The organism is Sutterella seckii (genome assembly GCF_009183815.1).
Lineage (GTDB): Bacteria > Pseudomonadota > Gammaproteobacteria > Burkholderiales > Burkholderiaceae_F > Sutterella > Sutterella seckii.
Genome location: NZ_WEHX01000003.1, coordinates 24,680 through 48,635, shown reverse-complemented (window position 1 = coordinate 48,635; position 23,956 = coordinate 24,680). Strand labels below are relative to the sequence as shown.

The following is a 23,956-nucleotide window of genomic DNA, read 5'->3' as shown; positions in this document are numbered from 1 at the left end:
GGAGCGCGGTCCGTAAGCAAAAGACCCGGAATGCGCAAAAGAAGCACATCTCCGGGTCTTTGCTTTGGCCGACAGCCTTCGGCGCCGCTCAGGGCGGGCTGAAAGCCCGGGCTTACTTCGTGAGCGTCACGATGCGGTTCGCATCGAGCACTTCAAACGTGTCGCCCTTCTTCACGAGGCCGCGGATGTCGGTAAGGCCGGCGGGGAGGCCCAGCACGGACTCAACCGATTCGTTAGCCACGTCGATCGTGATGAGAACGTTCCAGTTCTTCGAAACGGCATAGAGCTTGCCGTCTTCCCAGACCATGCCCGTCACGTAGAGTTCGCCGAGCGAACGGTCCTTCTTCAGCATCGGAGCGGCAGGCGTGAATTCGCCCGAGAGCACCCAGTCGGACTGAAGCGCCTTCGAGATCACGAAGGTCTTCTTGTTCTTGTTGTCGGGAACGGTGGCCGTATAGATGTAGCGGCCGTCCGTCGCGCTCGAGTGGATGTAGAACATCTTCGCGCGTTCCGTGCCGATGCGCGCGCGCCCAAAGCCGCCGACAGCCTCAACATGGTCGCGGCCGGCCGTAAAGTTGGCCCAGCCCTTCACGTCGTCGGCCTGCGGGTTCTGGCGAATGCGCAGAATCGACTTGTTGGAGCCCATGAGCACATAGGCGTCGTCGTTGAGAGGCGTCACGCCGACCAGATCAAGGACGTTTGCCGAGAACCAGGGATCCATGGCGGCATGGAACTTGGTCGTGAGATCGGGATTGAGGAACCAGAAGTCGTACTTCGAGGCAACCACGTACTCGCCGCGGATGAAGGCGACGGTATTGAGCTTCGCGGTGATGCCGGGAACGGCCTTTTCGCCCGCAACCTTGAGTTCTCCCGTAAGTTCCAGAGGCGCATTCTTCGCGTCATGCTCGAACGTGATGCCGAGCTTCGCCGCATTGGGCGCGTAGGCAAAGTCCGGATCCTTCACGTCGCGGCGGCCGAGGAAGTTGATGCCGTCCCACATGCCGTGCCAGCTCGCGTCGGACCAGTAGATGTACTTGGGATTCCAGGAGAAGCGCCAGGGATCGCCCTGCCCCCAGTTGGGCGGAAGACCCGTGGTCCAGGCGGCCTGGAAGGCGTTCGAGGCGATGATGAAGCCCACGATGCCGAAGGCGATCTTCATGAAGCCCGTCATCGGACGCCAGGACTTGCCGCGAAGCTCCGCGATAAGCGCATCAAAGCGCGGGGCAAGGAAGCAGGCAAGGCCGAAGAGCATCACGACGCACCAGAAGACGATCTCAGCCCACATCTGGGTGTGGATGCCGAAGATGTCGAGGCCGAAGCCCTGGCCCACGTCACGGGCCGCATGGTTGCCGAGATGGCGGAAGGACGAGTAGAGGCCCATGGCCGCCATGACGAGCATCGTGGCGAGATACTTGGGCTTGAAGCCGTAGCGCACCATGAAGAGCGCCACAACGCCGATGAAGGCCATCTGTTCGCGCTGCCCCCAGCAGAGCGTGCAGGGCGAGTCGCCCATCAGGTAGCCGAGGATCAGGTTTGCGATGCCAACCGGCAGGAGGACGATGAGAAGCCCGCCCCAGCAGACGATGTCGTACCAGGTCTTGGCTTTGGCGAGGTCCTTATCCGTAATCGGAGTCGAATAATCCGTCATTCTGTTTTTCTCCGATTAAAGATTTATGTTGCCGAGGATGGCGGTGGAAACGTGGCCGACGTACATGAAGACGACGGAGAACCACGCGACGATGGTGAGGCACCAGGCAAGCTTTTCATTGGCGGGTCTGAACCAAATCAGCATCACGGCAACGAAAAGCATCAAGAGCTGAAGAAACTCCATTGATATTTTTCCTTTGATGGTTTTCGAATCGGGAGAGTCTTCTCCCGAAAGGTCCGCGAATTCTGAAGGAGAGCCTTTAGGGTTTACAACAATATTTACATTTAGTAACGATGATTTTACCTAAGGACAATCGTCTACAAGCCCATCCTGAAACGGCAGTCAAAGGTTTCGTCAGGGTTTTGAGGGAAGTTCCCGGCTGCAAAAAGGCCGGGACATGCCCGGCCTTTTTCTGCAATGCGCCGCCTCAGAGCCGGCGGCGCTTCAGGCTTTGGAAGGCTTATTCCTCGAAGGCGCCCTTCACGACGACCCTGCCTGCCGCCATGACCTGACGGCCCTTCATGAAGACTTCCTCGAGCGAGAGCTCCTTGCCGAAGATAAGGAGATCGGCATCGGCGCCGACCTCGACGCGGCCCTTGCCCTTGAGGCCCAGAGCATTGGCGATCGTGGTCGTCATGGGCTTCAGGGCCTTTTCGAGTCCGAGCTTGTCGGCGAGGAGGCGAATAGCCTCGAGGTCGCAGTTGATCGACCCGACACCGAAGCCCACCATTTCGCCCGCTTCGTTGAAGCGCGGCATCGAGCCCTGGCCGTCCGACGAGAAGGTGATCCGCTCAAGCGGCACATCCTTTTCGAGTGCGGCGAAGAGCGCATCGGCCGCCGTTCCCTGGTAGCAGCCGCCGCCCGTCGTGATGTCGATGTAGCCGCCCGCACGCGCAAAGGCGCAGGCGCGGTCGAAGACGTGCGGATGGCGCGCGACGTGCGTGGGACGCATGTGCTTGGCGGGAATGCCGCGCTTGATCGCGTATTCGATCGGATCGAAGATGTCGTCGCCCCAGTCGCCGCAGTGAATATGAAGGAACCCGGTCTTCCCGGTCAGCATGCCGGCCACGCGGATTTCCGCGAGGAGCTTGAGCACCTCATCAGGCGTCGGGAAGGACGCGCGGTGGTCGCCCAGGGCGATCTTGACGCCGAGGCATTCCGGAATCGTGAAGATGTCCATCTTCGCGCTTCCCGTGATCGTCGTCGCGGGATAGGCGTAGTTGCTCGTCCACATCCAGCCCGAAGCGCCTTCGACCGTGAGGCCGCGCACCTTGGCAAGGAGATTCTCGATCGAGCGCGACATGCTGTCGGTGCCCGAGACGCCCAAGAAGCTCGTAACGCCGCCCTTCACGAGGGAGGAGAAGTTGAGTTCCGGGCAGCGGCTCGCCCAGCCGCCTTCGCCGCCGCCGCCGGTAACGTGGATGTGCTGGTCGATGAGACCCGGCGTTACGGCGCGTCCGGCAGCGTCAATCGTTTCCATGCCGGGAATGTTCGGGTCGAGGCGGTCATCGACGGCGATGATTTTTCCCCCGGCAACAAGAATGTCGCGATGGCCGACATGTTCAGGAGCGTAAAGATCCGCGTTGCGGATGAGAGTTGCAATGCTCATTGTGGGGTCTCCGAAAAAATGAGGAGGCTCATCGAGGAGCCTCCGGACTGCGCCCAAAGCAGAAAAAGAATATTTTAGTTGCCGCAGAGGACGCGCTGCGGCTTGCTTCCGGGAGAAGCCGCTTCTTTCTCACCGCAGGGTTCTGAAGCGCCTGGCGCTTCCGATCCCATACGTATAGGCGCTTCTCACCGAAAAGAGAAGGTAGACCGTCACGAGAATCGTGAAGAACGAAATGCCGGCGAGCCCCTGCGTGAAGTTGAAGGGAATCCCGAGAATCAGCATCTTCAGAAGATCGTCCGCGGGACCCGCCACCCAGATGGCGATGAGCGCCGTCCAGAAGGTCCCCGGGGTGCGCCCGAGCGTGAGAAGCACGAGCGCGAGGATGATGCTCACGGCATTGATGACAGCCGGAAGCGTGCTTTTAATGGCAGGCCACGCGTACTGCGCGTCCATGCTGATCACGCGCGCGGCCTCCCCGGCCTGGCGCCCGAGGTCGAAGAGCGAAACCGCAGCCTTGGCCGACAGAATTAAGAGGACCACGAGAAGAAGCCCCCCGATGCCCGCGCGGATGCCTTCTCCGGCGACCGCCGGCGGAACCGAGCGGCCGACGAGCCAGAGAAAGAAGGCTATCAGGCAGGGAGCAATGGCGGCGAGCAGAAGCCCCATGCCGGTGAAATGAATGGTTGTGGTTTCGATCATGATGAAATTCAGGATTTATTGAGTTCCCTCGCGCGCTCGTCTGCGCGGCGCTGCGCTTCCGCCACGGCGCGGAGCACTTCCTCGGCATTCGCCGGATCCTTCAGAACAGGTGCGGACTGCCCCGGGGCATTGAGTTCGCGAAGTATGCCGCAGGGCTCCTTCCCGTCGTGAACGCCTCTGCAGTGCGCCTCGAGATCCATCAGATGCCCGCGGAGCTCCTGCAGATCCGCAATGCGCTCATCGACCTGCTTCAGGTGCTGATGAATCAGCCGGTGAGCCAGATCAGCCCCCTCGGGGCAGCCGGAATCGAGCGCGCCGAGAAGCGCCCGGATTTCCGAAAGTCCGATATCAAGATTGCGGCAGTGACGGATGAAGTCGAGGCGGTTGACGTGAATCGCGCCGTACTGACGGTAATTATTGGCCTCCCGGACCGGAGGCGGAAGAAGTCCGATTTTTTCGTAGTAGCGAATGGTTTCCGGAGTATTGCCGGTGAGCTGCGAGAGATCTCGAATGCGCATTCCTCGTGCCTTTGGCACCGCCCTTCAGGCGATGCGAGAGAATTGAATGATTGGGCTCGAATCGTCAGGCCGCCCTATCGGGATGGCGGCAGCTTCTGGCCGGATTGTCTGGTTGTTTTTTGCAGACGGGGAAAACGGCGCTTGACATTGTAACGGCTTCAGAGTGTCAAATGACATGCATCGGAATTTTTCGATGCGTGCAGTCATTCGCGCGCAACACCTGATACAGAGATAAAAGAACAATGAAGACTCTGACGCTCAATTTCCCGGACATGTGCTGTCCGGCTGAATTCTCGCCCTTTGAAGCGGCGGTCCTGAAGGCCGATGAGCGGTTCCGCCTCATCCCCGACTACGGCGCCCGCACGGTGCGCATTCTCTTCCCCGAGAATGCAAAACTCGATGAAGCCGCCGTCCTCCAGACGGCCGAAAAGCTCGGCCTCGCCTTCAAGCGCATTGACGAAGTCGTGACCGAAACGGTCCGCATCCGCATTCCGGAAATGGACTGCCCCGTTGAAGCGGGCGAAATCGAGCGCGAACTCAAGAAAGCCGGGCTCGAGGGCTACGCCTTCGACATCATGAACCGCGAGCTCATTCTCCCTGCCGACCATGAGATCGTTCTCAAGTCGATCGAAGCCGTGAAGGCTGCGGGCTACGAACCCGACCTCGGCGCCGAGGCGGCGCCCTCCGGGAACGTCCGTCTTTCCGTTCCGGAAATGGACTGCCCGGTTGAGGAAGGCGAAATCGACCGGGAATTCAAGAAGGCGGGCCTCTCAGACTACTCCTTCGACGTCATGAACCGGACGGTGACGGTGAAGGCCGCCGACCTCGAAAAGGCGGAGAGCGCCATCAAGGCCGCGGGCTTTGAATCCTCGCGCCTCGACGACATGAAGGTAAGCGGCCCGAAGACGCTCCTTTCGGTGCCCGAGATGGACTGCCCCGTCGAGGCGGGCGAAATCGAGCGCGAATTCAGAAAAGCCGGCATCTCCGGGTACGAGCTCAACATCATGAACCGCACGATTGCGGTTCCGTCTGCCCTCGCCGACGCCGCGAAAAAGGCGATTGAAGCGGCGGGCTACGAATCGACCGTGATGGTTCAGCGTCGGCGCGAAGCGGACTTCGAGGACAAAACGCCCTGGAAGCGCTACTTCCTTGCGCTCGCCATTGCAATCGGCTGCGAATTCTTTGAAATTGCCGCCGACTGGGGCGTCATTCACCTCCCGGAAGCCATCGTCTCCGGCGCGACCCTCGTCCTCGCCGTCATTGCGATTGCGTTGGTCGGCCTCACCACCTTCAGAAAGGGCATTCAGTCCGCAATGAAGGGCACCCTCAACATGAATACGCTGATGGCGGTGGCCGTCACCGGGGGCGTCCTGATCGGCGCCTGGCCTGAAGCGGCAATGGTCCTCGTTCTCTTCGAGATTTCTGAAGCGATCGAGCAGCTCTCGATGGCGAAGGCCCGCCGCTCCATCCGCGACCTGATGAGCGTGGCGCCTGAAAAAGCGCTCGTTCGTCAGGAAAACGGCTCGTACGTGGAAATGCGCGTTGAGGAAGTGGGCCCCGGCGCTGAGGTGCGCATTGCCCCGGGCGACCGCGTGCCGCTTGACGGCAAAATCATCGAGGGTTCCTCCACGTTCGACCAGTCCATGGTGACGGGCGAATCGATGCCGGCCGAAAAAGGCCCGGGCGCTACGGTCTGGGCGGGCACGGTGAACCTCTCTTCGACCATCGTCATCACCGTGACGGCGCCTGCCTCGCAGAGCCTTACGGCGCGGATCATTGAGTCGGTTGAGAATGCTCAGGCCTCGAAATCCCCCGTGCAGCGCTTCGTCGACCGCTTCGCCGCGGTCTACACGCCCCTTGTTTTCGTCTTTGCCCTTGCGGTCGCCATCCTCCCGCCGCTTTTCGTCGGCGACTGGCTTGGCTGGCTCTACAAGGCCCTCTGCCTTCTCGTCATCGCCTGCCCGTGCGCCCTCGTGATTTCAACCCCCGTGACGATCGTCTCGGCGCTCGCCACGGCCACCCGCTGCGGCCTTCTCATCAAGGGCGGGCTCTTCCTTGAGGAAGCAAGGAAATTGAAGAACGTCGGCCTCGACAAAACGGGCACGCTCACGAAGGGCGAGCCCCAGGTTGAGAAAATCGAACTCTTCTCCGGCACGACCCGCGAAAAAGCGCTTGAACTCGCCGCAAGCCTCGGCGCCATGAACAAGCACCCGCTTTCGGTCGCCATTGTTGAAGAGGTGAGAAAGGAAGGCGTGAAGCTCCATGAGGTGAAGGAATTCACGGCGCTTCCCGGTGCGGGCGTCAGGGGCCGCGTCGGAAGCGGCATGCTCTCGCTCCTCAACTTCGCTTCCGTTCAAAAGGCCGGCCTCTCGACCGATGAAGTCGAAAAGGCCTTCCATGAAGCCATGGAAAGCGGACGCTCGAGCGTGGCGCTCGCTGATGCCTTCGGCGTCCTCGCTGTCTTTGAGCTTGCCGACGAAATCAAGGAAGATACCCGCGTGGGCCTGAGACAGCTTGCTGCTGAAGGCGTGACGCCCTGGCTGCTCACGGGCGACAACGAACGCGCGGCGAGAGCGCTTGCGGGCGAACTTGGTCTTGAGAACGTCTCTTCGGACCTCCTTCCTGAAGCGAAGCTCTCGCGGATCCGCGAGCTTCAGAAGACGGGCCTCACGGCAATGGTGGGCGACGGCATCAATGATGCGCCTGCGCTTGCTCAGGCCGACATCGGCATTGCGATGGGCGTTCGCGGCACCGACAGCGCCATTGAGGCGGCCGACATCGCCGTGATGGATGACCGGATCTCGTCGGTTGCAACGCTCGTCAGACTCTCGCGGATGACGCATTCGGTGCTCGTTCAGAACATCGCCTTCGCGCTCGGCATCAAGGTGATCTTCACGATCCTTGCACTCTGCGGCATGGCGACGATGTGGATGGCTGTCTTTGCCGATACGGGCACCTGCCTCATCGTGGTGGCGAACGGCATGCGCATGATGCGCGCGAAGCCGAAGCTCGACCGCATGGCGACAGCCGTTGAGGCGCAGGCCCGTTAAAGCCGGTCAAGCGCTCAACAATCCGTTTCGAAATATTCCTTCCTGAACGCCTGCGGAACCGTCTCCGCAGGCGTTTTTTCATCTTTCTTTTGGGCTATTCTTTTCCTTAGAGTTTTCTTCCGGCGCTTCCCCGCAAGAGCCTTTTCTCTTTCTCAGCTCCCCGATGACCGATCCGCTCAATCTTGAACCGCCCGACGGCGACTACGTCCGCTACATTGAGTCTCTGCAGAAGCGGGGAACCGGCTCGCTGAAGCCTCTTGAACCCGAGGACTTCATGGGCGGAACGGAAGTGCCGGAAAAGTCAGCGCCCTCGCTCAAAAGCCTCCTCAAAACCCTTCATATTCCCGGGACTTCCGGAGAGGATGAGAGCCGCAGGAAGGCGCTCGCGCGCATGGAGGAGGCGAGCCGCGGCGCCACTCAATCACCTGCGGCGCTTCCGGCAAGAAAGGCAAAGGTCGACCCCGCGCTCAAGTTTGTGTCCACCGCCTTTGCGATGTTCGGCCTCATCGGGATCGTCGCCGGCGCGGATTCTGGAGACGAGGCGCCCATCATCTTCGGCGTCTTCGCCATTCTCATTTCAGCGTTCCTCCAGCTCAACGGCCGCTTCGGAACGACATCGCGCACGACCGGCACGAGAAGGCCCCGCGGCGACCGGCGCTGAGGCGCCCCTCGCTAATCACTTTCGCCTATTTCCTCCGCCGAATCCGCAAGAGAAGCGCTTTTTCCCGGGCCGCTCATTGGACAGCCCGGGCGAAGGCGTGTCAAAGTTCGCTTCACCACAGTCGAATAGAGGCGCAGCGCGGATGATGGCCGCTCAATGGGGGCACCCGTTTGAGAGCGATCCGGAGGCCAAGCTGCCGAAACCAGCAGACAGGCATGTCTGCTTCAGGTTGGGCGCCGGCGGAAAACGCCGGCGACTCCTGGAAGACCCTTCAGGCCTTCCGGAGGCGCTATCGGCGGCGATGCTTTGACATTTTTCGTCACTTCGAGCTTCTCCTCCTTTTCAAGCGCTCTTCACTTTCCGATCGTGAGCGCATTCCCGCAGGGAAGGAGACGTCCCCAAAGAAGCGCATCCCGCACGTGAGGCAAGACTGAAGAGGCGCCGGAAAGAGGGTCGCGGAGAGGCCCCCAGCGCACATCAACGAAATTTTCTCGGAGCTGCACCCGCTGAATGCATGAGCGGTGCGGCTCTTTTCGTTTGCGCGCTTTCTCCCCCAAATTTCCCTTCAGTTCTCAAGAATAAAAATGACTACACCAACACCTGCTCCGGAATCCGCATCCACTTCTCAGCAGGTCGGCATGAAGCGCGAAGTCGGCCTTTTCGGCGGCATATCCGTTCTTGCCGGCATCATGGTCGGCTCCGGCATCTTCTACATCGGCGGCATCGTGCTTCAGCGCGCCGGCGACAATCTCGGCCTTGCGCTCCTCGTCTGGGCAATCGGCGGCCTCATCACGCTCCTTTCGGGCATCTGCTTTGCCGAACTCGGCGCCATGATGCCGAAGGCCGGCGGCTACTACGTGTACCTGCGCGAAGCCTACGGCGAGCGCGTCGCCTTCATGTGCGGCATCACGAACTTCTTCCTCTCGTCCTCGGGCTCCATTTCCGCGCTCGCGCTCGCCTTTGCAGCGGCGATTTCGAGCATGTATCCGCTCGACGACATGGTGCAGAAGGCGATCGCCCTCGTGTCGATCGTGGTGCTCTCCCTCGTCAACATGCGCGGCATCAAGCTGGGCTCCATGGTGCAAAACGTCTTCATGGTTCTGAAGCTCCTGCCGATTCTCCTCATCATCGGCTGCGGCCTCTTCATGGGTCAGGAGTCGCCCGACCTCTTCCACTTCCCGGCTGAAGCCCCGTCCCTCTCGTCGATCCTCTCGATGATGGCCTTCGCCGTCCTCGCGACCCTCTGGGCCTATGAAGGGTGGACGAACCTCAACACCGTCGCCGAGGAAATGAAGAACCCGAAGAGAAACCTCCCGCTCGCCCTCATTCTTTCGATCGTGGGCGTCGCCGTTCTCTATGTGGTCTTCAACTACTCCGTCTACCGCGTGCTTCCCTACGACACCATTCTTGAAATGGTGAAGAACGGCAACTTCTACCTCGGCACGGCTGCCGCCGAGACGCTCTTCGGCGTCACCGGCATGGCGATCGTCGGCACGGCGATGATGCTCGCCATCTTCAATTCGCTCAACGGCTGCATCATGGTCTTCCCGCGCATGTACTACGCGATGGCCCGCGACGGCGCGCTCTTCAAGAGCCTCGCCAAGCTCCACCCGACCTACCGCACGCCGATCAACGCGCAGCTCGCCTCCATGGTGATGGCGATGATCCTCGTCTGCTCGCGCTCGCTCTCCGAACTCACGAGCCTCGTAGCGATCTGCGGCCTCATCTTCCACGGCATGACCTTCCTCTCCGTGATCGTGCTGCGCCGCAAGTACCCGACGATGGAGCGCCCCTACAAGGTCTGGCTCTATCCGTTCTCGATCATCCTCGTGCTGATCTTCATGCTCGCGCTCATCATCAACACCATCTGGCAGGATCCGGTGACGGCCGCCCTCGGTCTGATCGTTCCGATCCTCGGCCTCGGCATCTACGAAATTCTTTTCCGCAGAAGCCACGAAGCAGCGACGGGCAAAAAGGATTAAAACCTCTCTTACACCTTCAGAGCGCAGGATCCCCGGCGCTCTGAAGCTTTCCGGCACAAGAAACCGTTTCCCTTAAAAAATCCCCTGAAGGATTTCCGAAATCATGTCTTCAATGCTTATCCGCAACGCGCACGCCTACGTGAGGCGCGGTCATTTTGAAGAGGCTCTCCTCATCGAGGACGGCATCATCCGCGCCGTCGGGAGCGAAGCTGCTCTGAGAGAAGAGGCCCCCGCCGACGTCAAGGTCTGGGATGCCCAGGGCAAAACCATCGTTCCGGGCTTCATCGATTCGCACCAGCACCTCCTCAACACGGGCGTGATGCTCTCCGACGTGCGCCTGCAGAACGCGAAGAGCATTGCCGACGTGAAGCGCATCACGCGCGAATACATCGAGGAAAGGAAGCCCGCTCCCGGCACCGTTCTTCACGGCATGGGCTGGAACCAGGACTACTTCACGGACGAGCCGAGAATGCTCACGAGGGACGACCTCGACGCCATCACGACGGAATATCCGCTCGTTTTCGAGCGCGCCTGCGGTCATATGCTTACGGCTAATTCCGCCGCGCTCGCGCGCGCCGGCGTCGACGAATCGATCGTTGCGCCCGAAGGCGGCTCGATCGAGCGCGACGCGAACGGACGCCTCAACGGCATCTTCACGGAAAACGCCAGAACGCCTCTTCTCATGCTCTTCAGAAACCGCACGGCCGATGAAGACGTGGCGCTCATCCGCACGGCCATGCGCCATGCAGCCGAATGCGGCGTCACATCGGTTCACACCTGCGACGTCCGCGGCGGCACCTGGGAAACGGTGATTGAAGCCTACAACCGCGTGATGGCGGATCACCCGCTCGTGCGCGTCTGGCATCAGTCGAGCTTCCAGTCGAGCATGGAGGACTACAAGCGCTTCCTCGCCGCCGGCCACGTCATGGGTTCGGGCAACGCCTTCCACCGCTTCGGCCCCCTGAAGCTCTTCGTCGACGGAAGCCTCGGCGCCCGCACGGCCTTCATGCGCAGGCCCTATCACGACGATCCCTCGACGGTCGGCATCCCGACGATGACGCCCGAAGAGATCAGCGAATTCGTGAATGTGGCTGCCGACCACAACTGCGGCGTCGTGACGCACGCGATCGGCGACGGCGCGATTGAAAGAATCCTTGACGCCTACGACGCGACGCTCTCGGGTGAAAATCCCCTCCGCCACGGCGTCATTCACATCCAGATCACCGACCGGCCGCTCCTCGAGCGCTTCACGAAGAACGACATCCTCGCCCTCGTGCAGCCGATCTTCCTTCACTACGACACGAAGATCGTCGAGGACCGCGTCGGGAAGGATCTCGCCGCCACGTCCTACGCCTTCGGAACGCTGAAGAAGCTCGGCGTTCACATGTCCTTCGGCACGGACTCCCCGATCGAAGACATGAACCCGATCGACAACCTCTACTGCGCCGTCAACCGCCGCCGCCTCGACGGAACTCCCGAAGGAGGCTTCCATCCTGAAGAATGCGTCGACATCTACGACGCCGTCGACGCCTACACGATTGAAGGCGCCTACGCGAGCTTCGAGGAAAAGGTGAAGGGCCGTCTTCTCCCCGGCTACTACGCCGACCTCGTGGTGCTCTCGAAGAACATCTTTGAGATGGATCCCCTGAAGCTCCGCGAGACGAAGGTCGACGCCACCATGATGAACGGCGAATTCGTTTTTGAGCGCCAGGGCGCCTGATAAAACGAACGCCTCTTTATGAAAAACCCGCAGGGGACGCAAATCCTCGTGCGGGTTTTCTTTTTTCCGAGTTTTTCGGTTCAGACGCAGCCGAATGCAATCCTGCCGTCGTCGGAAACCCGCACGAGCGTTCTCGGCTTCCGGCCGGCTGCGAGCACGCGCTCGTCGATGAGCGCTTCGGCGCGCCTCAGATTCGAGAGAAGCGCTTCTGTCCGGGAGGACGATGCCTTTCTCGCTTCCCAGAGAACGGCGCGGCGGACCGCCTCGGCGGAGGCGCGCATGCCCGGGAGATAGTCGCCCGAGTGAATCGTGCGCGTGAGAAGAAGCATCAAAAGAAGATGGTCGAGAATCAGAGCGCGCGCGGCCTGCCGATCATCCGTCGATTCAGCCTTTTCGCCAGCCAGCGCCCTGTCGCTCTCTTCAACCGCCTCGCGCACGTCATGAAGGACGGCATCGAGCGTACGGGAAGAATCTCTCCAGCCCCCGGGCGAGATCGACGGGACTGCCGCAAGGAGCTGAAGAAGCTTTTCATCCTCAGCGCCTTCGCTTTCCCCGCATTTGCGCGCATCAAGAAGTTCCTGAAGCAGTTCCGCTTCTTCCTTCAGGAGCTTCTGAAGGGAAGCGACGCCTGCGTCCTCCCTGGGGAGAAGGCTCTTCAATTCCTGAGCAAACGCTTCTGCCGAGAGGTCTCTGATCGGCGCTGCCCCGCCCATCGGGCATCCCTTTTCGTCGAACGCGAGCAGCTTCAGATTCCCCGCTGCAGCATCCTTTTTGCCGGAATTCTCAGCAGGAACTGCGATCATCCAGGTGCGGTCTGCAAGTTCGTCATCGGGTTCGTGCGCAAGAGCGCCGAGCCGGTCCTTGATCAGAAGAAGCGCTTTTCCCTCTGGCTTCACTTCCGCTCCCTCGAACGAGGTCATGTCGTCAAACCGATCGGCTCTCTGGAGGAGAGCAACGGGCTTCTCAGAACCTTCAGCGCAGAAGGCAAAAAGCGTGGGCCGTCCGGGACCCAGGATTTCAGGCTTCTGAGGCGGAGGCGGGACCTCCACTTTCGGGAGCCCCCGACTCTCCCGGCGGGACGAAATGCGCTCCCGCCGCGGCGAGGCTTCGGAAGGAGCGCCTTCCGAACGGCGCTTCCCCGGAAGATCCTTTTTCGAGAAGACCCTGTGGAGAGCCAGAACGCCGAAAGCCGCTCCGGCAAAGGCAATGAAGAGCCAGGTAATGATTTCAGAATCAAGTTGGGTCATGTGTCCCTGAAGGCTTAGCCATGCTGACGAATTGGAAGGACTTCGTCGATTCTACCGGCGGGAATCGAATCCTGAAATGACAATCACAACTTCCCACTCTTTGTCTATGGCCAACCGCAGTCTGATCGCTAAATTTTTTATCGGCGCTTCTCTTAAATCAAATAAAATCCGTGGTTCCTCGGGTACCATTCATTCAGACATTACCCCACAAGCGCTTTCGCCCGGCCTGCCGGTGCCTCCCGCCCCATTGAGACAAAGAACATCGTGACGACAAAAAAGAAAACAGTCATTGAACCTCTGAAGCAGACCGTGAAGCTTGCCAACGGCGTAGAAATGCCTACGATCGGTTTCGGCACGTGGCAGATCCCCATCAACGAGCACTTCCAGAGCACCATTCAGACGGCGATCCAGCTCGGCTACCGCCACTTTGATACGGCGCAGATCTACAACAACGCCGCGCTGATCGGCGACGTCATCCGCGAATCCGGCATTCCCCGCTCGGAATTCTTCCTGACGAGCAAGATCTGGGCGTCGCACCGCTCCTTCGAGAGCGCGGAGGATGCCTACGCGATGATTCTCGAGCAGCTTCAGGTCGACTACCTCGATCTGCTCCTCATTCACTGGCCGGCCGCCCAGGGCGAGCCCATGGTCTGGCAGGCGCAGAACGCAGGCACCTGGCGCGCTTTTGAAAAGATCTACAAGGCGGGAGCCGTCCGCGCCATCGGCGTCTCCAACTTCCTCCCGCACCACCTCGTGCCGCTTCTCGCCCGCGCGAAGGTGAAGCCCATGGTGAATCAGCTTGAAATTCACCCCGGCTATCCGCAGCGCGCGGCGCTGCGCTTCTGCATGGATCACGGCATCCTTGTTCAGGCCTGGAGCCCGCTCGGCCGCGGCACGCTCCTGCGTCACCCGACGCTCGAGAAAATTGCCGCCGCCCACGGCGTCACGCCTGCGCAGGTTGCGCTTCGCTGGTGCCTCGAGCTCGGCATTGCCCCGATTCCGAAGGCCACGGACTTCCACCACCAGAAGGAAGATCTCGACATTTTCGGATTCCAGCTCACGCCTGAAGAGCGCGATGAACTCACGCTCATGCCTCAGACGGCCTTCTCGGGACTTCACCCCGATACCGTGACCTTCTGATCGCGCATCCCTGAGAGGCGCATAAGAAAAAACCGGCGGTTCCCGATCAGGAATCAGCCGGTTTTTTCATGATATTTCCCCAACCTGACGCTTGAGATGCGTTTTCGCTTCTCAAGCATCAGCGGACTTCACTTCGCGTTGATCAGAAGGCCGGAACCACAGCGCCCTGATACTTGTCCTCGAGGAACTTCTTGAGTTCAGGCGTGGCAAGAACGGCCTTGAGCTTCTGAAGCTCGGGGCGGTTCTCGTCGCCCGCGCGGATCGCAACGATGTTGGCGTAGGGCGAATCCTTCGCTTCGATCGCGATCGCATCCTTCACGGGATTGAGGTTCGCAGAAAGCGCGAAGTTGGAATTGATGACGGCAAGCGCAACGTCGTCGAGCGCGCGCGGGAGCTGCGCGGCTTCAACTTCAACGAAGTCGAGCTTCTTCGGATTATCGGTGATGTCGTTCTTCGTGGCGAGCACGCCCGCTTCCGGACGAACCTTGATGAGGCCCGCGGATTCAAGCACCTTCAGCGCGCGGCCGCCGTTCGTCGGATCGTTCGGAATGCCGACCTTGGCGCCTTCGGGCGTATCGGCAATGTTCTTCACGGTCTTCGAATAAACGCCCATCGGTTCAATGTGCACCGCGCAGAGAACGGCGAGCGAAAGCTTATGCTCCTTCGCGAACGTGTCGAGGTAGGGCTTGTGCTGGAAGAAGTTGGCGTCGAGCTCCTTCTCGGCAAGCGCGAGATTCGGCTGCACGTAGTCGTTGAACTCGATCACCTTCACCTTGACGCCTTCCTTTTCAAGCTGAGGCGCGACAAAGTTGATGATGTCGGCGTGCGGAACCGGAGAAACGCCCACCTTGAGCGTAACCGTCTGCGGAGCAGCGTCCGCCTTCGTCTGGGCGGGAGCGCCCTTGTCGCCGCAGCCGGCAAGACCGACAGCGATGCCGGCGGAAAGAGCGAGGGAAGCAAAAAGCCTGGTGAACTGCATGGGAAAATCCTTTTGGTCTGGCATGCCTGCTTCGCGCGCCGCTCAGGGCGCCGGAAGCAAGCTTTCTTGAATCTTGGAAAGCGATTTCGAACCGCGTCGGAAAGAGGGTTTCCAACTTGTTTCCGGACAGAAGATGAGGAGCTCCGCGAGCTCAGACGGGAAACATCCGGAAGGATTCGATTGTGAGATACGCCCCCTCGGGGCCTGCGATGGATTGAAGTTTACCCGGGAGCGAAAAAAGACCGCCGGGTAATACCTCAAAACTGCGGGAAACCTCTAAGCGAAGCCCGGCTCTCAATCAAAAAGATCGCGGGCGAGCTTCATCGGGCAGAACTGCGGTCCGCACATGCTGCAGAAATGCGCTTCACGCGCGCCGCTCCCGGAGAGCGTTTCATCGTGAAATGCCGCGGCTCTCGCAGGATCCACCGACAGCGCAAACTGGTCGTTCCAGCGGAATTCAAAGCGCGCGGAGCTCATGGCGAGGTCCCTCAGGTCTGCTCCGGGAATGCCGCGGGCGAGGTCCGCGGCATGGGCGGCAATGCGGAAGGCGGCCATGCCTTCGCGGACGTCCGCCGCATCGGGGAGTCCGAGATGCTCCTTCGGAGTCACGTAGCAGAGCATGGCCGAGCCGGCCGCTCCGATCAGCGCGCCGCCGATTGCCGCCGTGATGTGGTCGTACCCGGCGCCCATGTCGGTTACGAGGGGCCCGAGCGTATAAAAAGGCGCCCGGCTGCACCACTCATCCTCAAGCTTCTGATTGAGCTCCACCTTCGGGAGAACGATGTGCCCCGGCCCCTCGATCATCACCTGCACGCCCGCTTCCGCGGCCCGGCGGTTGAGTTCGCCGAGGGTCTTCAATTCCGCAAACTGCGCCTTGTCGCAGCCGTCATGCACGGACCCGGAACGCAGACCGTCGCCCAGGGAGAGCGTCACGTCGTAACGGCGGGCAATCTCGAGAATTTCGTCGAAATGGACGTAGAGGAAGTTCTCCTCCTTTTTCGCATGCATCCACGCGGCAAGAAGGCCGCCCCCGCGGGAGACGATGCCGGTAAGACGCTCCTTCGTGAGCGCCACATGGTCCTTCAGCACCCCCGCATGGATCGTCATGTAGTCGACGCCCTGCTTCGCCTGGGCTTCCATGACGTCGCGGAAATGCTCCCAGGAGAGGTCTTCGGGCTTGCCGGCGCGCTCGAGCGCCTCGTAGATCGGCACCGTGCCCACAGGAACCGGGGAGCTCCTCAGGAGCGCCTCGCGGGTTTCCACAATGTGCGCGCCGGTCGAAAGATCCATCACCGTGTCCGCGCCGCAGAAGAGCGCCTCGCGGAGCTTCTCGATTTCCTCGTGCCAGTCCTTCGAGATCGAGGACGTGCCGATGTTGGCGTTCACCTTCGTGGCAAAGGCCCGGCCGATCGCCATGGGTTCGGCTTCCGGGTGACAGAAGTTGAGCGGAATGACGGCTTCCCTCGCGGCGACGAGCGCCCTCACGTCTTCGGGCGTGAAGCGCTTTGCCTTTGCAGAGCGCTCGTAGAGCGCCTTCGCCTTTGGGTTCCCGAGCGACTCGAGCTCCTCTTCGAGCGCATCGCGCCGAAGATTCTCGCGCTCGGCGACAAAGGACATCTCGGGCGTAATGACGCCCGCCTTCGCCGCTTCGTACTGGGTCGGAGCGCCCGGAGCCGGCCGCGCGCGCCTCAGGGGCGCGTCCGTCCCGTCGCCTTCGCCGAAGGGACCCGTCACGTCGGCGAGATGAATCGAGGGCTGCCGGCCGCCTCCGAAGGCTGCCGGCGTGGGCGCAAGATCAATCCGCCTGAAGGGCACGGGTTCGCCCGCCTGAGACTTTCCGTAGACTCGGACCCCGGGGAGCCTCCCCGCAAAAAGACGATCGCAGGGGGATGCGTCCCGCTGCGGGACAACTCTCGGAATCTGCTGCTTGGAATTCGTCACAGCGCTTCTCCATGAAGAAAAGGTTGAAAAGCACTGTGCCGGAGGGAATGCAGAAGATCCCGATGAACTTCTGCATTGCTGAAAGCGCTTCTCGCCGCAGGTATGAACCTGATCCGATGTTGGGAGTGTCTCTCAACCGCGGCTTCGCTTCCCGATGGGAGAAAAGCCGTGGTACCTCCAGCGCACTGCTCGTAAACAATTTTAAGCGTTCGGACTGCCGTCCGCCCGCGAATGCTTTATTTGCCGGAATCCGGGGCCTGCCACGAAGGGACGCTGCGGAAGGTTTTCGCGGCCGCGGGCGGCGTGACGGAAGCCGAAGGGACGTTCTCGTCCGCTGCCGGGCGATTGCGGTGAGCGAGCTTCGAGAAAAGCTCCTGCACGTAGGCCTCGACGGCATTCACCGTGAGGGCGCGCCCGGCGGGCGCACGGCCCGCGGCGTCGACGCGCGGAATGCCGTGCTCGAAGGTCTGGAAGCGGACGACGCTCACAAGCCCGTCCTCGGAAGGAACGTCGTACGTGAGGACGAAGGGACAGGTCATGGGACCAGCTCCGGAGGGGAGCCGCGTCACCTCGACCCCCGCCTTCCTGAGCCCCGACTCAATCGCATCCGGAAGCTTCGGGCTCTTCACAGCGTCGTTCTCGAGGAGGCAGACCGAGCGGTAGGAAACGGGAGCAAAATCGGCCGTCTCATCGACGCGCCCGGTTGTTCCGGACGCGCAGCCGACAAGTGACGCTGCAAGAACCGCTGCCGGAATTGCCTTCGAAAAAAGCACTGTGAAACCTCTGGGATTTGGAACAAAAAAGGATTGCCGGCACTGGAGGCAAAGAGAGCCTGCCGCGCCCGTGTTCGAAAGAATACCGTTTTTCAGCGGGCGAGCCCGGTAGAAATGCGGTCCCAGCCGCGGGACTTTCCGGTAGCGCTCTCAATATCGACGCGCCAGATCGTGATGGCGCGGCCGCCCTCTGCGTAATAGGCCTCAGCCTTTTCCTTTCCGGCCTCAAGCGCATGGCGGGCGCAGATGAGAAGCGCCGCATGACGGCGCTCCTCCTCGTCCATGACGAGGCAGGCCCGTCCCGCGACGACGGCGCTCGCGTAGTCGACCGTGAATTCAAGGGGGAGCGTCTTTTGGGAAGCAACAAAGCAGAGCGACACCTTCGGATTCTCGAGCATGTTGTCGGCCTTTCTGCTCAGGGCGCGCGTCGAATGAAAGTAAAGGTGCTTCTCGCCCTCGAGCACCGGGCTCACCGGAACGCCGTAGGGGTATCCGGCCTCATCCACGGTTGAGAGAACGGCATAGTCGGCATTCCTGATGACGCGAAGCGTGTCGGTAAAGGAAAGCTCGCGGTCGCGCCGGCGCATGGGGCGCTCCGTGCGGCCGTCTTCCTCGAGAAATTCTGAAGCGTGTTCTTCCTGCAGCATCTTTTATCCCAATCAGATGAGAGTCGGTACTCACAAAGTATCTAAATCGTATATTTGAGTCTGTTGCCGGCCTCTGCGGCACACATAGCCCGTTACAATACTCTCTGTTTTTTACGATTCGCACCCAGATTGAAGTTCTTTCTGCCATTTACCCCTGATGGCGGATCCGAAAGCGCTTCAGCGAGACGAATGAAATGATGGACAGCAAATTCAATAAGCCCCTCATCCGCATCATCGACGACGACAGCGCCGTGCGCTCGTCGTGGTCGTTCCTCCTCTCGGGCGAAAACTACGAGTGCGCGGAATACAGCGACGCCGGCACGTTCCTAGCCTCTGCCGACTTCCGCCGTCCGGGCTGCATTCTGCTCGACGTGCGCATGCCTTCCATGTCGGGTCTGGAGCTCCAGAACAAGCTCAAGGACATCGGCTGCGACCTCCCGATCGTCTTCGTCTCCGGTCACGGCGACATCGACATGGCCGTCAATGCCGTGAAGAACGGCGCTTTCGACTTCATTGAGAAGCCGCCGAAGGAATCGCGCCTCATCGATACGATCGAAGCCGCCGTTGCGCGCAACAAAGCCATGCGGCGCGATCAGGCTGAGGTTGCCGACTTCAAGTCGCGCCTCGAGCAGCTCACCCAGCGCGAGCGCGAAGTGATCCGCATGGTCGCCCAGGGCTATTCCAACAAGGAAGTGGCCGCCGAATTCGGCATCTCGGAAAAAACCGTGCAGGTTCACCGCGGCAGCGCCTACAGGAAGCTCGACCTCCACAACGCCGCAGAAATTGCGCGTCTCCTGCTTCTTTCGGGCGACCCGCTCTAACGCCGGTCCATCCTCATCTGAAAGCGCTGCTCTTCCTTAGCGAACTGCGGCGCTTCGCATTTTCTGCTCCCGGAATGCGCCATCGCGCGCCAGATTTCGCGCATACTCCGAATGAGTGAAGAGGCTCTTTCCGGGAGCCGCTCCCCAAGCGGCTCCGTTCCTCCGAGAACAACAAAAGTCCGCATCAGAGACCGATTTCCCTTTTTGTTAATTTAGGAGTCCTCATGAAGACCGACATCGAAATCGCCCAGGAACACAAACTCATTCCGATCGATGAGCTTGCGCATTCCGCGGGCCTCACCGACGCCGAATTCGAACCCTACGGCCGCGACAAGGCCAAGGTTCAGCTTGACCCGTCCCGCAAGGAAAAAGGCAAGCTCATTCTGGTGACGGCCACTTCCGGCATGCCCGCGGGCTCGGGCAAAACCACCACCTCGATCGCGCTCGCGCAGGGTCTGAAGCGCATCGGCCGGAGCGCCGCGCTCGCGCTTCGCGAACCCTCCCTCGGCCCGGTCTTCGGCATGAAGGGCGGCGCTGCGGGCGGCGGCTACAGCCAGGTGCTCCCGATGGAGGCGATCAACCTCCACTTTACGGGCGACCTCCACGCCATCACGGCCGCCAACAATCTTCTCGCCGCGCTTCTCGACAACGCCCGTCATCAGGGTCAGGTCGTTCTGAAGGAAATCTTCTGGCGCCGCGTCATGGACGTGAACGAGCGCATGCTGCGCAACATCATCACGGGTCTCGGGGGCCCGGCCAACGGCATCCCGACTGAAGCGGGCTTCGACATCACGGCCGCTTCCGAACTCATGGCCGTTCTCTGCCTCGCGAACGACATGGAAGACCTGCGCGCTCGCATCGACCGCATCGTTCTCGGCCTGCGCCCCGACGGCACGCCCTTTACCTGCGCCGAGCTCGGCGCCACGGGCGCGCTCCTCGCGCTCCTTCTCGAAGCCTTCAAGCCCAACCTCGTTCAGTCGATCGAAGGCAACATTGCCTTCGTTCACGGCGGCCCCTTCGCCAACATCGCCCACGGCTGCAACTCGGTGGCCGCCACCCGCGCCGCGCTGAAGCTTGCCGACTACGCCGTTACGGAAGCGGGCTTCGGCTCGGACCTCGGCGCTGAAAAGTTCTTCAACATCAAGTGCCGCGCCGCCGGCTTCAAGCCCGCCGCGGTCGTTCTCGTCACGTCCACGCGCGCCCTCAAGTGGCACGGCGGCGTGCCGCTCCCCGAGATCGGCGCCCCCAACCTCGAAGCGGTCGAGCGCGGTCTCGTCAACCTCGACGCCCACATCGCCAACCTGCGCCACTTCGGCCCCAACATCGTCGTTTCGCTCAACCACTTCCACACCGATACGGATGAGGAAGTCGAAGCCATCCGCATGCGCTGCGCTGCGCTCGGCGTCCGCTTTGCGGTCTGCGACGGCTTCGCCAGGGGCGGCGAAGGCGCGATGGAGCTCGCCCGCGAAGTGGTCGAGGCGGCCGACGATCCGCATCCGCTCGTCAACACCTATGCGGAAGACGCTCCGGTGGTCGACAAGATCGAAGCCATCGTCACGCAGGTGTACGGGGGCGCAGGCGTCAAGCTTTCCGCCGCTGCCATGAAGGATCTGAAGCGCTTGTCCGACCTCGGCTACGACAGGCTCCCGGTCTGCATCGCGAAGACGCCGTTCTCGCTTACGGCCGACCCGAAGGCGCTCGGCGCTCCGAAGGGCTTCGTCCTTCCGGTTGAACGCCTCATCCTCAATGCGGGTTCGGGCTTTGTCGTTGCGATGGCCGGCTCCATCATGCGCATGCCGGGGCTTCCGAAGCGCCCCGCCGCGATGGGCATCGACGTCGTCAACGGCCGCATCACGGGCCTCGCCTAAGAACGGCGCTCGCGCATCACTCGGGAAGACCTCCGGGTCTTCCCGGCTGAGATTTGAAAAAAGGCTCCGGGAGCAGTTCCGGAGCCTTTTCCTTTGTCGATGATTCAATCGCCCACCAGCGGCCGGCCGGGAAATAGCCGGTCGAGCGTTCTCGCCCAGTAGCGGGAGCTCCTCACAAACTTGACGTGCGGAGAAATGGGATTCCTCGACGGATCGAAGCTCGCATTCGCCGTCTTTTCGCCGCCGAGATAGAAGTCGAACGCGACCGGATACTGCTTCACGAGCGCCGGCACGTAGTACTGCTCGAGTCCCCAGCGGTAGACGAGCGTCTGCCGGCAGGCCGAAGGCGGCGTATGAGCGGGGAGTTCGCGAACGTCGAAGCGCTTCTCGCGCAGAAGCTTCAGAAGGAGCGCGTGCATCCCGGGCTCCTTCCCCTCGGGCGGAACGACGCAGAGGTCGTTGTCCGCCGTACTGACGGTGCCGTTCACATTGACGACGCTGCAGCCGCTCAAGAGAAGCGCCGCCGTCAGAAGGCTGCCGAGACCCAGGGATAGCCTGCCCGCAATCATGGAAAAATCCTCAGAATGAACGAATCAAAGTTCGTTCAAAAGATAGCAGGAAGCCGCGGCGGACAAAAGCCGAGGGGCGTAAAGTAGAAAACGCAGATAGAGAAACGGCGGCCCGGAAAAGGAGAAAACCGGGCCGCCGCAAAAGGGCTGCGCATTTGCGTCGGAAGATGGCGGGGAGCCGATCCCTGACGTCTGCGCTGACTTTTGACTGCAGCCTTTGCCGTTCACGGAAAAGTCCTGCAGTCGATGTCGCAGGCTCCGCCTGTCGCTGAATTTCTTCAGAAGCGCCTGCCGGGGACCAGCCGATCTAAGCGCGCGGAAACCTTATCAACCACAAAAAGGAGAAAAAAGCACACTGAAGTGCAGCCATGAAAGGAGTTTCCTCCGACGTCATGGCGCGTCAATCTGTTCGAAATACCGAAACGATTTTTAGCAATCGATCGAACCAACCGAACATATGTGCAGTATACATGAACGAATTTTGATTCGCCGTTCTGCCAGCCTGAATGCAAAATAATAAATGTAACAAATTGTATTGTTTATTATAAATCCATATATATCATCATACAAATATAGAATCAGTGCTGGATTCAACGCTGAAAACGGACAACAAACGACAGTGCATTCGGGTTACCCATCATTGCTTTTTAGGATGTGAAAATAGCAATTTCAATTGAACGGCATTCTGCACGTATTGAACTTAAGTCTTCGGTCGTAGGTATTTCTTTGATTTCCGACACTTCTCAAATGTTTTTGAGGTGTATTATCAAATCAAGATGAAGCGATTTATCCGATCTCCGAGACCGGACTCCTTCCGGGCTCGATCCAATATTGGCAAGGAGTTGTCTATGCTTACGTCCTCTCAGATCGCCCTTATCAAATCCTCGGAACCTGCCATCAGGGCGCATGGTCTTGAGATTACGAAGCTCATGTACAGCCGCATGCTGGCTGAACACCCTGAGCTCTGCAATATCTTCAATCTTTCGCATCAGACTGCCGGCACGCAGCAAAAGACGCTCGCGGCCGCCCTCGCTCTCTACGCGGCAAACATCGATGCCCTTCAGAATCTCAGCGGCGCCGTCAAAGTCATTGCGGAGCGCCATGCCGCGCTCTGCGTGAAGCCCGAGCACTATCAGATCGTCGGAAAGTGCCTTCTCGCCGCTGCCGAGAAAGTGCTCGGCGATGCCGCAACCCCTGAACTGATCGCCGCCTGGGCGGCCGCCTACCAGCAGCTCGCCGACATCCTGATTGCGGCTGAAGCGGGCATCTACAAGGAAAAGGCTCAGATGGAAGGCGGCTGGAGCGGATGGCGCACCTTCGACTGCGTCAACCGGGTTGAGGAATGCCCGGGGGTCGTCTCCTTCTACTTCCTTCCTGCCGACGGCGGACAGGTTCCCGCTTACAGGGCCGGCCAGTACGTGACGCTGCGCGTCTACGTCCCCGGTCTCCAGGTCCTGCAGCCGCGCCATTACACGCTCTCGCAGGCAAAGGGCTCCGGCATGCTCCGCATTACCGTGAAGGCCATTCGCGCGAAGGAGGGCGCCCCTGCCGGCATCGTTTCCAACCAGCTCGTCAATACGCTCAAGGTCGGCAATCAGGTCGAGCTCACGGCTCCGACGGGAACCTTCGTCATCGACGACGTGAAGGACGATCATCCTCTCGTTCTCATTGCCGCCGGCATCGGCATCACGCCGATGGTGGCGATGCTCGAGGAGCTCTCGACCGAAAATCCGCTCCGCTCGGTGCACTTCCTCTATTCGACGCAGAATAAGGCCGCCTATCCCCTCAGGGAAACGGTCGACGCCGTGATGAAGGGGCTCCCGAAGGGCGCCAAGGCGGTCTTCTTCACGAAGCCCGGCCCCGACGACCATCTCGGACAGGACTTCGACGCGTCCGGCCGCATCACGCCCGCCAACATCCGCAACTTCTGTCAGGACCCGGATGCAGACTTCTATATCTGCGGGCCCACCTCCTTCATGACGGACATCACGTCTGCGCTGCGGCAGATCGGCGTGATTGAGCCGCGCATCCACACGGAAAGCTTCGGCGCGTAATGGAGGCAGCCTTCCGGAGAGACCGCAGGG

General features: G+C 60.8%; 19 protein-coding genes and 1 riboswitch. Of the genes, 8 read left to right on the top strand and 11 right to left on the bottom strand.

The window, feature by feature from the left end:
* Nucleotides 1-112 precede the first annotated feature (112 nt).
* From dsbI to GBM95_RS01280, 5 genes are all read right to left on the bottom strand, one after another.
* On the bottom strand, nucleotides 113-1,648 hold the full coding sequence (gene dsbI, locus GBM95_RS01300; protein ID WP_152157438.1) for a disulfide bond formation protein DsbI: 1,536 nt from the start codon (nucleotides 1,646-1,648) through the stop codon (nucleotides 113-115).
* Between the two features lie 15 nt (nucleotides 1,649-1,663).
* The gene (gene dba / locus GBM95_RS01295) at nucleotides 1,664-1,831 is read right to left on the bottom strand and encodes a disulfide bond formation protein Dba (RefSeq protein ID WP_152157437.1); all 168 of its coding nucleotides are present in this window, start codon (nucleotides 1,829-1,831) and stop codon (nucleotides 1,664-1,666) included.
* Nucleotides 1,832-2,108: 277 nt separating this feature from the next.
* Complete coding sequence (iadA, locus tag GBM95_RS01290) at nucleotides 2,109-3,257, bottom strand: beta-aspartyl-peptidase (RefSeq protein WP_152157436.1); 1,149 nt, start codon at nucleotides 3,255-3,257, stop codon at nucleotides 2,109-2,111.
* A gap of 129 nt (nucleotides 3,258-3,386) precedes the next feature.
* Entirely contained in the window at nucleotides 3,387-3,956 is a 570-nt protein-coding gene (locus tag GBM95_RS01285; RefSeq protein ID WP_193222533.1) for a hypothetical protein, read from the bottom strand.
* Between the two features lie 8 nt (nucleotides 3,957-3,964).
* Nucleotides 3,965-4,474, bottom strand: coding sequence for a MerR family transcriptional regulator (locus tag GBM95_RS01280; RefSeq protein ID WP_152157435.1), 510 nt, complete (start codon nucleotides 4,472-4,474; stop codon nucleotides 3,965-3,967).
* A gap of 242 nt (nucleotides 4,475-4,716) precedes the next feature.
* Between GBM95_RS01280 and GBM95_RS01275 the strand changes: the two genes are divergently transcribed.
* The 4 genes from GBM95_RS01275 to GBM95_RS01260 all read left to right on the top strand — a co-directional run bounded on the left by GBM95_RS01275 (nucleotide 4,717) and on the right by GBM95_RS01260 (nucleotide 11,887).
* Nucleotides 4,717-7,524: a heavy metal translocating P-type ATPase gene (locus GBM95_RS01275; protein ID WP_152157434.1), complete on the top strand. Its 2,808-nt coding sequence runs from the start codon at nucleotides 4,717-4,719 to the stop codon at nucleotides 7,522-7,524.
* A 163-nt stretch (nucleotides 7,525-7,687) separates the two neighbouring features.
* The gene (locus GBM95_RS01270; protein ID WP_152157433.1) at nucleotides 7,688-8,185 is read left to right on the top strand and encodes a hypothetical protein; all 498 of its coding nucleotides are present in this window, start codon (nucleotides 7,688-7,690) and stop codon (nucleotides 8,183-8,185) included.
* A 118-nt stretch (nucleotides 8,186-8,303) separates the two neighbouring features.
* A riboswitch (Lysine riboswitch) is annotated at nucleotides 8,304-8,485 on the top strand.
* Between the two features lie 284 nt (nucleotides 8,486-8,769).
* Nucleotides 8,770-10,167, top strand: coding sequence for an APC family permease (locus GBM95_RS01265; protein WP_152157432.1), 1,398 nt, complete (start codon nucleotides 8,770-8,772; stop codon nucleotides 10,165-10,167).
* A 103-nt stretch (nucleotides 10,168-10,270) separates the two neighbouring features.
* Nucleotides 10,271-11,887 carry an amidohydrolase gene (locus tag GBM95_RS01260; RefSeq protein WP_152157431.1) on the top strand — a complete coding sequence of 539 codons (1,617 nt, stop codon included), beginning with the start codon at nucleotides 10,271-10,273 and terminating at the stop codon, nucleotides 11,885-11,887.
* Between the two features lie 80 nt (nucleotides 11,888-11,967).
* Here the strand turns inward: GBM95_RS01260 and GBM95_RS01255 are convergent, their stop codons facing one another.
* On the bottom strand, nucleotides 11,968-13,134 hold the full coding sequence (locus GBM95_RS01255; RefSeq protein ID WP_152157430.1) for a hypothetical protein: 1,167 nt from the start codon (nucleotides 13,132-13,134) through the stop codon (nucleotides 11,968-11,970).
* Nucleotides 13,135-13,398: 264 nt separating this feature from the next.
* Between GBM95_RS01255 and GBM95_RS01250 the strand changes: the two genes are divergently transcribed.
* A complete protein-coding gene (locus GBM95_RS01250; RefSeq protein WP_226963104.1) occupies nucleotides 13,399-14,274 on the top strand; it encodes an aldo/keto reductase in 876 nt (291 codons plus the stop codon).
* Between the two features lie 142 nt (nucleotides 14,275-14,416).
* Here the strand turns inward: GBM95_RS01250 and GBM95_RS01245 are convergent, their stop codons facing one another.
* From GBM95_RS01245 to GBM95_RS01230, 4 genes are all read right to left on the bottom strand, one after another.
* Nucleotides 14,417-15,253 (bottom strand): MetQ/NlpA family ABC transporter substrate-binding protein, encoded by an 837-nt coding sequence (locus GBM95_RS01245; RefSeq protein WP_152157429.1) that lies wholly within the window; start codon nucleotides 15,251-15,253, stop codon nucleotides 14,417-14,419.
* A gap of 294 nt (nucleotides 15,254-15,547) precedes the next feature.
* On the bottom strand, nucleotides 15,548-17,194 hold the full coding sequence (thiC, locus tag GBM95_RS01240) for a phosphomethylpyrimidine synthase ThiC (protein WP_152157428.1): 1,647 nt from the start codon (nucleotides 17,192-17,194) through the stop codon (nucleotides 15,548-15,550).
* A gap of 236 nt (nucleotides 17,195-17,430) precedes the next feature.
* Nucleotides 17,431-17,967, bottom strand: a complete 537-nt coding sequence (locus GBM95_RS01235; protein ID WP_193222532.1) for a hypothetical protein — start codon at nucleotides 17,965-17,967, stop codon at nucleotides 17,431-17,433.
* A 92-nt stretch (nucleotides 17,968-18,059) separates the two neighbouring features.
* A complete protein-coding gene (locus GBM95_RS01230) occupies nucleotides 18,060-18,614 on the bottom strand; it encodes a pyridoxamine 5'-phosphate oxidase family protein (RefSeq protein WP_152157427.1) in 555 nt (184 codons plus the stop codon).
* A gap of 194 nt (nucleotides 18,615-18,808) precedes the next feature.
* Here GBM95_RS01230 and GBM95_RS01225 point away from each other — a divergent pair, with 194 nt between their 5' ends.
* Both GBM95_RS01225 and GBM95_RS01220 read left to right on the top strand, forming a co-directional pair.
* The gene (locus GBM95_RS01225) at nucleotides 18,809-19,435 is read left to right on the top strand and encodes a response regulator transcription factor (protein WP_226960285.1); all 627 of its coding nucleotides are present in this window, start codon (nucleotides 18,809-18,811) and stop codon (nucleotides 19,433-19,435) included.
* Nucleotides 19,436-19,659: 224 nt separating this feature from the next.
* Nucleotides 19,660-21,303, top strand: a complete 1,644-nt coding sequence (locus tag GBM95_RS01220) for a formate--tetrahydrofolate ligase (protein WP_152157426.1) — start codon at nucleotides 19,660-19,662, stop codon at nucleotides 21,301-21,303.
* Nucleotides 21,304-21,407: 104 nt separating this feature from the next.
* On the opposite strand, the gene GBM95_RS01215 is transcribed toward GBM95_RS01220, so the two are convergent.
* Nucleotides 21,408-21,872, bottom strand: a complete 465-nt coding sequence (locus GBM95_RS01215; protein WP_152157425.1) for a hypothetical protein — start codon at nucleotides 21,870-21,872, stop codon at nucleotides 21,408-21,410.
* Between the two features lie 848 nt (nucleotides 21,873-22,720).
* On the opposite strand from GBM95_RS01215, the gene hmpA reads away from it, so the two are divergent.
* Entirely contained in the window at nucleotides 22,721-23,926 is a 1,206-nt protein-coding gene (hmpA, locus tag GBM95_RS01210) for an NO-inducible flavohemoprotein (protein ID WP_152157424.1), read from the top strand.
* Nucleotides 23,927-23,956 lie beyond the last annotated feature (30 nt).